Source organism: Candidatus Nitrosopelagicus brevis (genome assembly GCF_000812185.1).
Classification (GTDB): Archaea; Thermoproteota; Nitrososphaeria; order Nitrososphaerales; family Nitrosopumilaceae; genus Nitrosopelagicus; species Nitrosopelagicus brevis.
This window is the reverse complement of sequence record NZ_CP007026.1, coordinates 87,544-101,199: the sequence shown is the minus strand read 5'-3', so window position 1 is coordinate 101,199 and position 13,656 is coordinate 87,544. Positions and strand designations below refer to the sequence as shown.

The 13,656-nt window shown below is 33.9% G+C and carries 13 protein-coding genes, 1 tRNA gene and 1 other RNA gene; 7 read left to right on the top strand and 8 right to left on the bottom strand.

What is annotated here, in order from left to right; translation table 11 throughout:
* Positions 1–3: 3 nt before the first annotated feature.
* From T478_RS00575 to T478_RS00570, 3 genes are all read left to right on the top strand, one after another.
* A complete protein-coding gene (locus T478_RS00575; RefSeq protein ID WP_048106635.1) occupies positions 4–918 on the top strand; it encodes a TIGR00269 family protein in 915 nt (304 codons plus the stop codon).
* 31 nt (positions 919–949) lie between these two features.
* Positions 950–1,261: signal recognition particle sRNA (ffs, locus tag T478_RS07430), an RNA gene on the top strand.
* 30 nt (positions 1,262–1,291) lie between these two features.
* The gene (locus tag T478_RS00570; RefSeq protein ID WP_048104366.1) at positions 1,292–1,618 is read left to right on the top strand and encodes a hypothetical protein; all 327 of its coding nucleotides are present in this window, start codon (positions 1,292–1,294) and stop codon (positions 1,616–1,618) included.
* Here T478_RS00570 and T478_RS00565 read toward each other — a convergent pair.
* A complete protein-coding gene (locus tag T478_RS00565) occupies positions 1,615–1,893 on the bottom strand; it encodes an acylphosphatase (protein WP_048104365.1) in 279 nt (92 codons plus the stop codon). The genes T478_RS00570 and T478_RS00565 overlap by 4 nt on opposite strands.
* Positions 1,894–1,917: 24 nt before the next feature.
* Positions 1,918–2,661, bottom strand: coding sequence for a 50S ribosomal protein L2 (locus tag T478_RS00560; protein ID WP_048104363.1), 744 nt, complete (start codon positions 2,659–2,661; stop codon positions 1,918–1,920).
* Positions 2,662–2,769: 108 nt separating this feature from the next.
* On the opposite strand from T478_RS00560, the gene T478_RS00555 reads away from it, so the two are divergent.
* The 3 genes from T478_RS00555 to gatE are packed head-to-tail and all read left to right on the top strand — an operon-like array spanning position 2,770 to position 8,222.
* Positions 2,770–5,004 carry a CDC48 family AAA ATPase gene (locus T478_RS00555; RefSeq protein WP_048104357.1) on the top strand — a complete coding sequence of 745 codons (2,235 nt, stop codon included), beginning with the start codon at positions 2,770–2,772 and terminating at the stop codon, positions 5,002–5,004.
* Between the two features lie 34 nt (positions 5,005–5,038).
* Positions 5,039–6,331, top strand: a complete 1,293-nt coding sequence (gene gatD / locus T478_RS00550; protein ID WP_048104355.1) for a Glu-tRNA(Gln) amidotransferase subunit GatD — start codon at positions 5,039–5,041, stop codon at positions 6,329–6,331.
* Positions 6,324–8,222: a Glu-tRNA(Gln) amidotransferase subunit GatE gene (gene gatE, locus T478_RS00545; RefSeq protein ID WP_048104353.1), complete on the top strand. Its 1,899-nt coding sequence runs from the start codon at positions 6,324–6,326 to the stop codon at positions 8,220–8,222. Before gatD ends, gatE begins: the two co-directional genes overlap by 8 nt.
* A gap of 42 nt (positions 8,223–8,264) precedes the next feature.
* Here gatE and T478_RS00540 read toward each other — a convergent pair whose 3' ends face one another.
* Both T478_RS00540 and T478_RS00535 read right to left on the bottom strand, forming a co-directional pair.
* Positions 8,265–8,525, bottom strand: coding sequence for a hypothetical protein (locus T478_RS00540; protein ID WP_048104351.1), 261 nt, complete (start codon positions 8,523–8,525; stop codon positions 8,265–8,267).
* 57 nt (positions 8,526–8,582) lie between these two features.
* Positions 8,583–8,667: transfer RNA gene (locus T478_RS00535), tRNA-Leu, on the bottom strand.
* A 75-nt stretch (positions 8,668–8,742) separates the two neighbouring features.
* Here T478_RS00535 and T478_RS07605 point away from each other — a divergent pair.
* A complete protein-coding gene (locus T478_RS07605; protein WP_160271558.1) occupies positions 8,743–8,907 on the top strand; it encodes a hypothetical protein in 165 nt (54 codons plus the stop codon).
* Here T478_RS07605 and dnaJ read toward each other — a convergent pair.
* The 4 genes from dnaJ to T478_RS00515 are packed head-to-tail and all read right to left on the bottom strand — an operon-like array spanning position 8,904 to position 13,615.
* A complete protein-coding gene (gene dnaJ / locus T478_RS00530) occupies positions 8,904–9,998 on the bottom strand; it encodes a molecular chaperone DnaJ (protein ID WP_048104350.1) in 1,095 nt (364 codons plus the stop codon). The two genes, T478_RS07605 and dnaJ, sit on opposite strands and share 4 nt — an antisense overlap.
* A gap of 30 nt (positions 9,999–10,028) precedes the next feature.
* Entirely contained in the window at positions 10,029–11,924 is a 1,896-nt protein-coding gene (dnaK, locus tag T478_RS00525; RefSeq protein ID WP_048106633.1) for a molecular chaperone DnaK, read from the bottom strand.
* A gap of 19 nt (positions 11,925–11,943) precedes the next feature.
* Positions 11,944–12,453, bottom strand: coding sequence for a nucleotide exchange factor GrpE (locus tag T478_RS00520; RefSeq protein ID WP_048104348.1), 510 nt, complete (start codon positions 12,451–12,453; stop codon positions 11,944–11,946).
* Positions 12,454–12,478: 25 nt separating this feature from the next.
* On the bottom strand, positions 12,479–13,615 hold the full coding sequence (locus T478_RS00515; RefSeq protein WP_048104346.1) for a hypothetical protein: 1,137 nt from the start codon (positions 13,613–13,615) through the stop codon (positions 12,479–12,481).
* Positions 13,616–13,656: the final 41 nt, after the last annotated feature.

The window sequence follows — 13,656 nt, the reverse complement described above, 5'->3', positions numbered from 1 at the left end:
ATTATGCAATGCCAAAAATGTGAAAATACTGCAGTTTATACCAGAAAATATTCTGGAGAAAGTCTCTGCTCTGAATGCTTTTCAAACTCTATTTTGAGAAAGGCTGCAAAAACAATCTCCAAGTACAAGATGATTAAAAATGATGAACTAGTTGTTGTTGGTGTTTCAGGTGGAAAAGATTCGTTAGTATTACTTAGCATATTAAAAAAAATGTCAGAGACCCATAACTTTAGAATCATTGCTGTAACAATTGATGAGGGAATTCCAGGATATAGAGATGAAGCACTAGAAATAGTCAAGAGTTTCTGCTCAAAATTGGATGTAGAGTTTAGAACTTATTCATACAAAGAACTGTATGATGTAACATTATCAGAATCACTAGAATTAAGGGATGAAGAAAAAACTACGTCTTGTTCAATTTGTGGTATTTTTAGAAGAAGAGCCTTAGATCATGCTGCAGAAGAACTAGGAGCAAATGTAATTGCTACAGGTCACAACTTGGATGATTCATTACAGACATTTTTGATTAACACATTATCTGGGGATTCTAACAAAATTGGTTGGATGAGTCCAGGAAGCGATTCAAAACAAATTAGAAAAATAAAACCACTTGCAGAAATTTATGAATCTGAAATTGTATTTTATGCATTTACAAATAATTTGCCATTTCAAACAGAACCATGTCCTCACATGAATGAAGGTATTCGAACTGAGATTCGAGAATTTCTAAATTCCATAGAAGACAAACATAGTGGAATAAAGAACAACATGTATCGCTCAATTATCAAAATCTCAGAAGTTATGAAAGATTCAAGTTTCAAAGAAAAACGAATTTGTACAAATTGTGGAAATCAATGCACAGGAAAGATTTGTGCTGTGTGTAATATGATTACAGATTTGAAAAAAGAACGATCCTAATTCAAATATGAGATTCTATTCTATCTTAACGTAGTAGGGAGGATCAGGGTGCCAGCCGTGCCCTATTCTGAAACCGGCTATATGCAGAGATCAGCAACTGCTGGGTAAATCTCTAGGAAGGTAACTCCCGCTTGGTGTGCGGAAATGAATTCACGCCGAGGCGGGTGGTTGCAGGACAAGGATAATCCGAAGGGATTTTTCCTAAGACCGAACTATCGAAAGGGATGAGGTCCGGGAGGGAGCAATCCTAAGGTGGAGCATCCACGCTTCCTCGTCTACGTGGGGGATCTTGTACGCCTTGAAATGGGACTATCATCCTAGACTGGAGCCAGCAGAACTACTACATTAAATTATGAATTTAGGGATGGTATGTATGGAAGGTCTAATTGGAACTGGAAGAACCTATGATGATTTTCAGAGACAAATTCCTGAACCTGTAAAACCATTGTTTGATAAATTACGAACATACTGTTTGTCACTTGATGAGAAAGTGATAGAAGATGTAAGAATGCATAGAATAGTTTTTTGTAAAACCATGAGTTTTAGATGGTTTGCAGATTTGGAACCAACTCAATCATCAATAATAATTAAAATTCAAAAAGAGCGTAAACTAGAACCAAAAATTTTAGAGATCACTCCAGAGCAGGAATTATCAGAGATAGAATCTACACTAAAAGATGCATTTACAACAATTCGCTAATATCTAACTTCAAAGTTTTCAAATTCATCAGTAACATTTTCTTCAGATAATTCAAATTCATCAACTCTAGAATTTGCAGGTCCAGTTTTACACCATTGTGTTAAATTCTCAATATCTTGAATTTCACCTTCTCCAACAATCTCAACACGACCATCATCAAGATTTCGAACCCAACCTTTTACATTATTTTTAATAGCCATCACCTTGGTTGATTGTCTAAAAAATACACCTTGCACTCGACCGGTGACAAAAATATGAATTCGTTTTTGAACCATTCTAAAAGATAGATTCTAAGACTATTATTTGATAGATTGTTTTCTTTCCTTAATTCTTGCTCTACCAGTTTTCTTTGCAGCAATACTTCCAACTTTAGCGCCTGGAGGTGCATCACGAGATACTGTAGATGATTGTCCAACGTGTTGGTGACGTCCACCACCATGAGGATGTACATATGCTGCTTGAGCAACACCTCTGACTATTGGATATTTCTGACCTTTTGATTTGAAACGCATCATTTTAACTCCAGCACGCATAAATGGTCTGTCTTCTACACCACCACCAGCTAGAGTTCCAATCATTGCTCTATTTTTTGGATTAAGTTTTTTGAATTTTCCAGATGCTAGTTTCAGAATTACTCCATCATCTGCATGAGAGAATACTGTTGCATCAGCACCTGCTGTTTTAATGAAAGAACCACCGTCTCCAAATTGTTTTTCAACGTTACAAACAATTGTTCCGTCAGGGATATTTTGTATACTAATTACATTACCATCGATAATTTCAGAATTTAGACCAAAACTGATTCTTTGACCAACTTTAGTTCCTAAAGGTGCAGGAATAAATGAGATCGCTCCATCTTCAAATCTTACTTTTGATAGAGGTACATCACGACCAGATTCATGGACTAGATCAATAATTTCTCCTTTACGCTCTTCATCTAGTGAAAAACTTGGATATTTGGCAGGTTTTAGCTTTTGAGTAGCAGCAGCTCTGAATTGCATGCCTCCACGGCCACGTCTACGAACACCTGGTCTTTTACCCATAGTAAACGATTGTGCCTAGAATCATGATTTTAAGCTTGTGATCAGTTTTGAGTAGATCAATAGAATAATACGCTAAATATATAAAAAAAGAAAGAAGAGTGTATAGATATGAGTGAAAATGGATTGTCTCTAAAAGTTCTAGAAGCATATACTAGAGATGTTGGAAGAGGGGTAGCAAGGATCGATTATGATTCTATGGATACTCTAAATGCATCAACTGGTGATGTTATTGAACTAAAAGGAAAGAGACGTACAGTTGCAAAATGTTTACCTTTGTACCCTTCAGATGAAGGTAAAGGAATTATCCGAATTGATGGATTAGGAAGAAACAATTCAGGAATTGCAATTGGAGATACAATTACTGTAAAAAAGATTAAAGCTGTTCCAGCAGAAAAAGTGGTAGTCGCACCATTAGAGGCAATACCACCAATTGATGAGAGATATTTAGCAGATGCATTAGAAAGTGTACCTTTGATTAAAGGAGACAATGTTATGGTTCCATACTTTGGAGGAAGATTAACCTTCCAAGTAATCGGAGTTACACCAGCAGCAGATGCAGTTCTAGTTACACAAAAAACAACATTCCACATTGCAGAAAAAGGTGAGACACTAAGAGGTGTACCTCAAGTTACATACGAAGACATTGGTGGAATTAGAGATGAGATAAAGAAAGTTCGTGAAATGATTGAATTGCCATTAAGACACCCAGAGATATTTGAAAAATTAGGAATTGAAGCTCCAAAAGGTGTTTTACTTTATGGTCCTCCTGGAACTGGAAAGACACTATTGGCAAAAGCTGTTGCTAACGAGAGTAATGCACACTTCATTAGTATTTCTGGACCAGAAATTATGAGCAAGTTTTATGGAGAAAGTGAAGCTCGTCTAAGAGAAATTTTTAAAGAGGCAAGAGAAAAAGCACCATCAATTATTTTCGTAGATGAAATTGATTCAATTGCACCAAAGAGAGAAGAAGTAACTGGAGAAGTAGAAAGAAGAGTTGTATCTCAAATGTTATCATTAATGGATGGATTAGAAGCAAGAGGAAAAGTAATTGTAATTTCTGCAACTAACAGACCAAATGCAATTGATCCTGCATTGAGAAGACCAGGAAGATTTGACAGAGAAATTGAAATCAAAGTTCCAGATAAAAAAGGTAGGCAAGAAATTTTGCAGATTCACACACGTAACATGCCATTAGCTGATGAGGAACAGCAATTGCCAGTAAAGATTGAGAAGATTGCAGCAGTAAGTCATGGCTATGTTGGTGCAGATTTAGAATATTTGTGTAAAGAAGCAGCAATGAAATGTCTTAGAAGATTGCTTCCAGAATTGAATTTAGAAGAAGAAAAAATTCCACCAGAAACATTAGACAAATTAATTGTAAACGCAGATGATTTCAAGAAAGCACTTGTTGAAGTAACACCTTCAGGAATGAGAGAAGTATTCATTGAGAATCCTGATGTATCATGGGAAGAAATAGGCGGTCTTGGAGAAGTGAAAAAAGAATTGATGGAAGCAGTAGAATGGCCAATGAAATATCCAGGTCTTTATGATAAATTAGGACATAAAATGCCAAGAGGAATTTTGTTACATGGACCAAGCGGTACAGGTAAAACATTGATGGCAAAGGCAGTTGCAACAGAAAGTGAAGCAAACTTTGTTTCAGTAAGAGGACCAGAGCTTCTATCAAAATGGGTCGGAGAATCAGAAAGAGGAATTAGAGAGATCTTCAAAAGAGCAAGACAATCAGCACCTTGTGTAATCTTCTTTGATGAAATTGATTCAATTGCACCAATTAGAGGAGCAGGTGGAGAAACTGCAGTTACTGAAAGAGTTGTCAGTCAATTACTTACAGAATTAGATGGCATGGAGAATATGCACGGTGTAGTAGTCCTTGCTGCAACTAACAGAGCAGACATGATTGATCCAGCACTATTAAGACCAGGCAGATTTGATAAAATCATCCAGATTCCATTACCAGATAAAGATGGTAGAAAGATGGTAATAGAAATTCATTCAAAAGACATACCACTTGCAGATAATAATAGTCCTGATAAGATTGACTTTGATAAGATTGCTGAATTAACAGATGGATTGAGCAGTGCCGATGTTGCATCAATTGCAAACACAGCAGTTTCACTTGTAGTTCATGAACACTTGGATAATGCAATTCCAGACAAGGATCTAAGTGATGAAGAAACAAAGAAGTTTGTAGATGAAATTGAAAAGAAAGCAACAGACGCCAAGGTTACAATGAAACACTTTGAAGAGGCAGTTAGAAAAGTTAGAGAACAGAAAGATCTCAAGATGAATGAGAAACTAGTTGCATCCTACTACAGGTAGTTTTAATAAAATACCTGTCCACTAATTTTCATAAATGTCAGAACATAAAGGGTACAAAGGCAAAATTCATGATTTCTTAATTTCGAATAAAATTAAGGTTGGAGATTTAGTAAAGGTTACATCGGAATTAACGTATTCTGGAATTTTGATGCCTAGATATGAAAGCGGTGATGAAAATCATATTGTTCTAAAATTGAAAAGTGGATACAATATAGGAATAGAAGTTGAAAAGATTGAGAAAATAGAAAAAATCGGAGAAGGGCAATCAAAGATTGAGAGTTCAGAAACTATTGAAAAAGATGAGAAATTACCAAAAATTTTACTATTATCGACTGGAGGAACTATTGCAAGTAAAGTAGATTATAGAACAGGTGCAGTTACTCCGGCACTATCAGCATCAGAACTATACGAAGCAGTTCCAGAAATTGCAAAGATTGCTAATGTTGATGCAGAAGTATTATTTTCAGAATATTCAGAGAATTTACAACCACAGCATTGGCTAGAAATTGCAAAAAAGCTTGACAGTATGGCTGAATCAGATTATACAGGAATAATCATAGCACATGGCACAGATACAATGCATTATACTTCATCATTTCTATCATTTGCATTATCAGGATTTCCTATTCCAATTGCACTGGTTGGTTCACAAAGATCATCAGACAGACCATCATCAGATGCAGCATTAAATTTAATCACAGCAACAAAATTTCTTACTGAATCTAAGACAAAAGGAATCTATGTTATAATGCATAATGACTCGAATGATGATGCAATAGCATGCCATAAAGGAACACGTGTAAGAAAAAATCATACAAGTAAACGAGGAGCATTTGAAACTGTCGGAGGGAATCCAGCATTCATAATTTCCGATGATAAAATTTTGAAAAATATGAATGAAGAATTTTTCAAAAGTGACAAATATGAACCAAAATTAGATTTAGATTCTAAAGTTGCTCTAGTAAAATATCATCCAGGATATGATCCAAGACAAATAAAAGATCTTGCTGATTTGGGATTTGGTGCAATAATTTTTGAAGGAACTGGTTTGGGTCATGTTGGAAACACGATGTATGAAGTTATCAAAAATGCAAAAGAGCAAGGATTGTTTCTAGGAATGACATCACAATGTATCGACGGACGTGTAAGTATGACAGTTTATGATAGTGGTAGAGATCTTCTAGAATTAGGAATTGTTCCACTTGAAAATATGATTCCAGAGACAGCGTTAGTCAAAGCAATGTGGGCGTATGGAAATTCAAGTAATGCAGACGAGATCAAAGAATTAATGTTGAGAAATATTGCTTCGGAGTTTAGTTTTGAGTGAAGTTGATATCAAAAATATTGGATTGAAGGTTGGACTTGAAATTCATCAACAGTTAGATACAAAAAAAAAGTTATTTTGTGACTGTACGCCAATAGAAGAAGAAGAATTTTCTAGAAAATTTTCAAGAAAACTTAGAGCAGCAAAAAGTGAACTAGGTAAAATTGATCCTGCAGCCCTTTTTGAAAGTACAAAATCAAAGACAATAGTTTACTATGCAAACCCAAGAAGTAGTTGTTTAGTATGCGAAGATGAAGAACCACCACATTCATTAGACATTAGTGCAAAAAAAATTGCACTTTTAATTAGTTCGGCATTAGAATCAAAAATTTTTTCAGAAATACATGTAATGAGAAAAACAGTCATTGATGGATCAAACACAACTGGATTTCAAAGAACAATGCTTGTTTCACAAGGTGGACACATTGAGGTTAATGGAGAAAAAGTGGGTGTTCAATCAATTTGTCTTGAAGAAGATGCAGGAAAATTGGTAAAAGATGAAGGAAATCACAGATTCTTTAGTTTAGATAGATTGGGAGTTCCTTTAGTCGAGATTGCGTTAGATCCTGTTGAAGGAGATCCAAAATTTGTAAAAGATATTGCGTTGACTTTAGGTAGATTACTACGAGTTACAAAAAAAGTAATGCGTGGAATTGGAACGATCAGACAGGATGTAAACATCTCTGTTGAAGGAGGAGGCGTTATTGAAGTAAAAGGAGTTCAGCAGCTTGATCAATTAGAAAAAATTATTGAATTTGAAGCAAAAAGACAGCATGGATTAAAATTAATTTCTGATAAAATTAATCAAATTGGATTTACAGAAATTAGTAGAAAGGAAGATGTTTTTGATATAACAGACATAATGCAAGAATGTAATTCAAAAATTATTAAAAAATCAATTAAAAAACAAGAAAAAATTTTTGGAATAAAAATTAAAAAATTAAAAGGAATTTTTGGTTTTGAACCATATTCAGACATCAGATTGGGAAAGGAAATAGGTCAATTAGTGAGATTTTTTGGTATCGGTGGCGTTTTTCACTCCGATGAATTACCAAATTATGGAATTGAAGAGACAGATATCAAACGAGTGATTGAAAAATTAGATGTTCAAAATGATGATGCATTTTTAATAATTGCAGGTGAAAAAATATCAGTTGGTTTTGCAATTGACTCTATAATTAATAGAATAGAGCTTGCAAAAGAGGGACCACCTGCAGAAACCAGAGCTGCAACTCAAAATGGAGATACTATTTTTCTAAGACCAAGACCAGGTGCATCAAGAATGTACCCAGAAACAGATATCCCTACAGTCAAAGTTTCTGAAAAAGAATTATCAGAGGCAGTATCTAATATTCCGAAATCATGGGAAGCATCAATTAAAGAATTAGAAAGTAAATATGAGATAAATAATCAGTTAGCAGAGCAAATTTTTGATTCAGAATATTTTGAAATTTTTGAACAAATATGTTCAAAGAAACAAAGTTCACCAAATTTTGTTGTATCTATATTATGTTCAACTATAACAAATTTGGAGAGAAGTGGTTTAGATTCAAGCTTACTTAATGACGAACAAATAATGAAAACATTTGAATTGTTAGGAGAAGAAAAAATAAACAAAGAATCAATTGAAATAATTTTTGAACAAATAATGTCTAAAAAAGCAGATAATGTTTTACAAGCACTAGAAAAGGCATCTATTACTCAATTAACTGATGAAGAGTTAGATAAGATTCTAGACGATATAATTCAAAAGAATATGAATAAAGTGAAAGAGGAACAGTCACGTGCATTAAGTGGTTTAATGGGAATCGCAATGAAAGAAGTTAGAGGTAAAGCATCAGGCAAGATTATCAATGAAAAACTGAAAGCAAAAATTCAGAATTTTCTAAATTAAAAAAATACCAGTAGATGAATAAAAGAGAATAAGTTAAGGGGATTAACTTTTTGTCTTTCTACTACCAGTACCTCTACCAGTTGAGCGTGTTCTGCCTTTAGTAGATACTTTCTTTGTTGCTGGAGTTGATGATAATTTTCGTTTTCCGGTACCACGACCAGTTCCAACACTACGATTACCAGCTGCTTTCTTTTTGGCTTCCTGATATTCTTTATAAGAATCTCCAGAGAATGTTGATTTCTTACTAGTGTCAGTCTTTCTACGAGTTGTACCTCTACCACCAACACGGGTTACTTTTGCCATGGAAAATAGGCAAACTACAGTGTTTTAAAGTTGTTCATAATGATATGAAATTATTTATGCGGAAAGTGGGATTTGAACCCACGAACTCCTAAGAGATAAGGATCTGAACCTTACGCCGTTGACCAGGCTGGGCGACTCCCGCATGAAAAATTAAGATTCCCAAAAAAAGTTCGTTATTCACAAAATGTTGAAATGAGAGAGAAAATTATCCAAATTCATGCCATATTGGGAAGTAATTTTGGATAAGGATAAAGAAGTTCTAGGTAGGTATAATCAAGAGTATTTTACTGAACAAAAGATTGGAGAGATTGTTAAAAAACTGTATGAACAGGAAATAAAACAAGGACATGATCTGTCAATCAGATTATCAAAAAACGATTAGTCTGAATTTTGGAATTCATCTAACAACGATTTTTGTTGTTTTGATAATTTTTTTGGGATTTCTATTACAACGTGAACAAAAAGATCTCCACGTCTGTTAGAATTTTGGCTAGGTAATCCTTGAGATTTAATTTTTAGAATTGAGTTTGGCTGAGTTCCAGATTCAATTTTTAATTTTTGTGTTTTTTCAAGTGTTTTTACATCAATTTCAGTACCCAAAGTTGCATCAACCATTGAAATTCGTGCATCACAATATAGATCAACGCCATCACGTCTATACAGTTTATGAGGTTCAACTCGTACACGTACTATAAGATCACCATTATCACCATCTGGAATTGATTCCCCTTCACCTTGAATTACATAATCACCATTGTCAATTCCTGATGGAAGATTGAATGACAAGTGTTTTGTTCCTTTTACTTTTCCTCTCTGACATTTTTTACATGGATCATCAAAGATTTCTCCACTTCCCTGACATTTTCCACAAGGTTGAGCAGATTCTAATATCATTCCACCCATATTTCTTCGGACTCGAACTTGGCCATAACCACCACAATCTTTGCAGGTTGATTTTGAGCTACCAGGTTTGCATCCAGTACCATTACAATCAGGACAATCTACAAATTTTTTGAGATCAAGTTCGATTTGTTTTCCATGTAATACATCTTCCAAGGTGATATAGCATTCATGCAAAAGATCATTTCCACGTGAACGACTGAATCTGCCGCCTCCACCAAATAGATTTTCAAAAACAGATCCAAATCCACCGCCTCCACGTCCTCCCTGGCCACCGAATAAATTATCAAAAATATCATTGAAATTACCGCCTGCACCTCTAAAGAGATCTTCTTGAGAGTATCTTCCATCTACACCTTCGTGTCCATGTTTATCATACAAATCACGTTTACCAGAATCTGAAAGAACAGCGTATGCTTCAGAAATTTCCTTAAAATGCTCTTGTGCATCAGGAGATTTGTTCCTATCAGGATGAAATTTTAGAGCTAATTTCCTGTATTGAGATTTAACTTCATCAGGAGATGATGATTTGTTAACTCCTAAAACTTCATAATAATCACGTTTTGCACTCATAGTTAATCACCTAAATCAAGGATTAATTAACTAATTTGATTTATTTTCTGATTTCTGTTCAGAATCAGATTTTTGTTCTTCAGATTGTTGTTCATTAGCGTAAGATTGTTGTTCTCCAGATTGTTGTTCTCCAGATTGTTGTTCTCCAGATTGTTGTTCTCCAGGTGGAGGTGATGCATTTTTGTACAATTCAGTTGTTACTTCATTTACAATTGTCTTTAGTGCTTCAAGTTTTTGTTTGATTTGTTCAGTATCTTGTGTTAATGAATCTTTTAATTCCTTTATTGCATCTGTAATTTGAATTCCTTTTTCTTGTGGAATTTTGTCTTTAAGATCTTGACTGACTAGTTTTTCAGTAGTATAGATGAAACTTTCAGCTTCATTTTTAATATCAACTGCTTCTTTCTTCTTTTTATCTTCTTCAGCATGACCTTCTGCATCTTCTTGCATTTTTTTAATTTCATCATCTGACATTTTTGTTGTAGATTGAATAGTAATTTTAGCATCTTTGCCCGTACCCATATCTTTTGCAGTTACATTTAGGATGCCATTTGCATCAATGTCAAATTTTACATTAATTTGAGGTACACCTCTTGGTGCAGGTGGAATATCAGTTAGATTGAAACTGCCTAATGATACATTATCAGCAACCATTGGTCGTTCACCTTGGACAACATTGATAGTTACTGCAGTTTGACTATCTGCAGCAGTTGTGAATGTTTTATCTTTAGAAGTTGGAATAGTTGTATTTCTTTCAATAATTGGTTCTCTAACACCACCCAATGTTTCAATTCCTAGAGTCAAAGGAGTAACATCAAGTAGAACAATATCACTAGTTACATCTCCTGCAATGATTCCTGCTTGAACTGCAGCACCAAATGCTACAGCCTCCATTGGATCAACTCCGGATTCAGCCTCTTTTCCAACAGTATCACTAACAAATTTTTTGACGATTGGCATTCTTGTTGGGCCACCAATCAAAACAATCTTTGTAATATCAGATGCAGAAAGTTTTGCATCTTCTAATGCTTTGTCTATAGATGATTTACATCGTTGAACAATTGGATTAACTAGATCTTCTAGTTTTGCTCTTGTAATTTTTACTTCAAGATTTTTTGCACCAGATGGGTCTTGTGCAATAAATGGAAGATTTACTTCAGTTTCCATTACAGTTGATAATTCAATTTTTGCTTTTTCTGCACCTTCTTTAATTCTAGTAACTGCCGTGCTATCACTAGATAGATCAATTCCTTCCTTTTTTCTGAATTCATCAATAACATAATCAATTAGAGCTTGATCCATATCTGCACCACCTAATTTAGTATCACCAGATGTACTCATTACCTCAAATACACCACCTCCCATCTCCATGATTGTAACATCAAGAGTACCTCCACCAAAATCAAAGACCAATATTTTCATATCTTCTTTAGATTTGTCTATTCCAAATGCTAATGAAGCAGCAGTTGGTTCATTGATAATTCTTACAACTTCTAATCCAGCAATTGTTCCAGCATCTTTTGTAGCCTGTCTTTGATTGTCATTGAAATAAGCAGGTACAGTAATTACTGCTTTGTTGATTGTGTCGCCGGTAAATGCTTCAGCGTCACGTTTAATTTTTTGGAGTATGAATGCAGAGATTTGTTGAGGTTTGTACTCTTTTCCTTGTATTTTATACAGGAAGTCCTCACCCATCTTTCGTTTTGCCTCACGTATAGTATTATCAGGATTTGTTACTGCTTGTCTTCGTGCAGGTTCACCAACTAAAAGCTCACCATCTTTTGAAAATGCTACAACAGATGGAAATGCTTTGCCAGCTACCGTTGTACCCTCTGCTGCAGGAATCAATGTTGGTTTTCCACCCTGCATTACAGAAGCAGCGGAGTTACTTGTTCCTAAATCAATACCAATAATTTTTTCAGCCATATTTTCACATTCTTTAATTTTATTTCTTTGATACAATAACCTTAGATGGTTTTAAAATAGCTTTGCCAGAAATGTACCCTTTTGATACCTCTTGAGTGATTGTTCCTTCATCAAGAGTATCATCTACAACCATAGAAACAGCCTCATGTAATTGTGGATCAAAGATTTCACCAATGGCATCTATTGGTTTAATGTTATTTTCAGCTAAAAGATTTTCCATATTTTTTATCACAGCAATTATTCCAGAAGTATCAATTTTTTCTTTAGACAAAGAATTTTCAGCACGAACAAAATCTTCATAGATGTTAATAAAATTTAGAAGAAGATCGTTAGTTTTACTAGAAACTCTTTGAGATATTTCAACTTGTGTCCGTCTTTCTAAATTTTGATAGTCTGCTAATGCACGTTGCCACTTGTCTTTTAAATCAGAATTTTCTTCTTCTAATTTCTTTGTTTGATCATCTGTTTTCCCAGGATTATCGATCAATTCATTATTTTCTTCATTGGTTGGGTCTTCATTTTCTGACATATAGTTCACTTAATTTTTGAACATATTATTTTTGTGATATTAATTGACATAATGGGTTAGCTTTCAGTATAATTAGTTCATCATCCTTATTATTTTTCATAATATAATCAAAATCACGTTTTGAACAAACAACAATAATTGTAGTTTTATCATTTTGGAAAATATCTACGGGTTGACTGATTGATTCAACATCACCGATGTAATCTTTTAGTTTAGTTTCTAATTCCAAGAGCTTTTCAATTTTTTCTCCCTTCATTTCATGTTGATCTAAAGTCCATAAGAGTAAAATTTTTGTTCTGCTTGCTTTTAATTCATTTTTCTTTAGGATTAATCTGGTTTCATCAATTAATCTTTTGATATAACCATCCAATCCTTTCATACTACCATTAATTAGATACATTAAGCTACTTGCACCTTCAAATGAACTGCTTAAAGATCTTAAATCAAACAAACCATCAATAAAATCATCAAGATAGAGTTCTCCTAATTTTTCTGAGTTTAAGTCGGATTTAGTTACAGAATCCTTTGCAAATTTACAAACTTCAAGTATGCTTGTTTGACTAGAAAATTGTTTTAAGATATCTATAGCATGAAAATATTCTGCTGAATTTAATGATAAGAAATTGAATTTTTTTTCATTAGTTAATAATTTTTTTAAAGTTTCATTTTCTTTTGAATTTGATGAACCAATGTACGGTTTTATTGTGGATTCTTTTGATAAAGGATAATAGTAATATGAAATATTTTTTCCTACCTTCAACCCAGTGACATGCTCTAATAATGAAATATTTTCAGAATTTCCACCAAAGCCAGTGCCTAATCCATAAACAACATTACAGCCTTTTTTTATATTTGAAACAGCATCTTTGAATTTTGAATTTATCTCAATTTTGATATCTTGACCAGTTTTCCTAATTCGTGGTGCAAAGACTAGTACTTGTGCTTTAGATATTGCTGCATCAATTGAAGTCATAGCAAGTAACGGTTCATCGTCTTTTAATGCTTGAACAGAAGGATATGATTTTGCAATATCTTGTTTTATAGATATTGCTGATGGAGTAGATTCATCAATGATTTGAACATCACCACCATTTAGAGCAATTTGACATGCAAGAGAATAACCTTCAGTACTTAATCCATAAATTACAACTTTTGTTGCCATTAAGGACTATAATATCAAGACTAAGAAATACTTATTGCAGT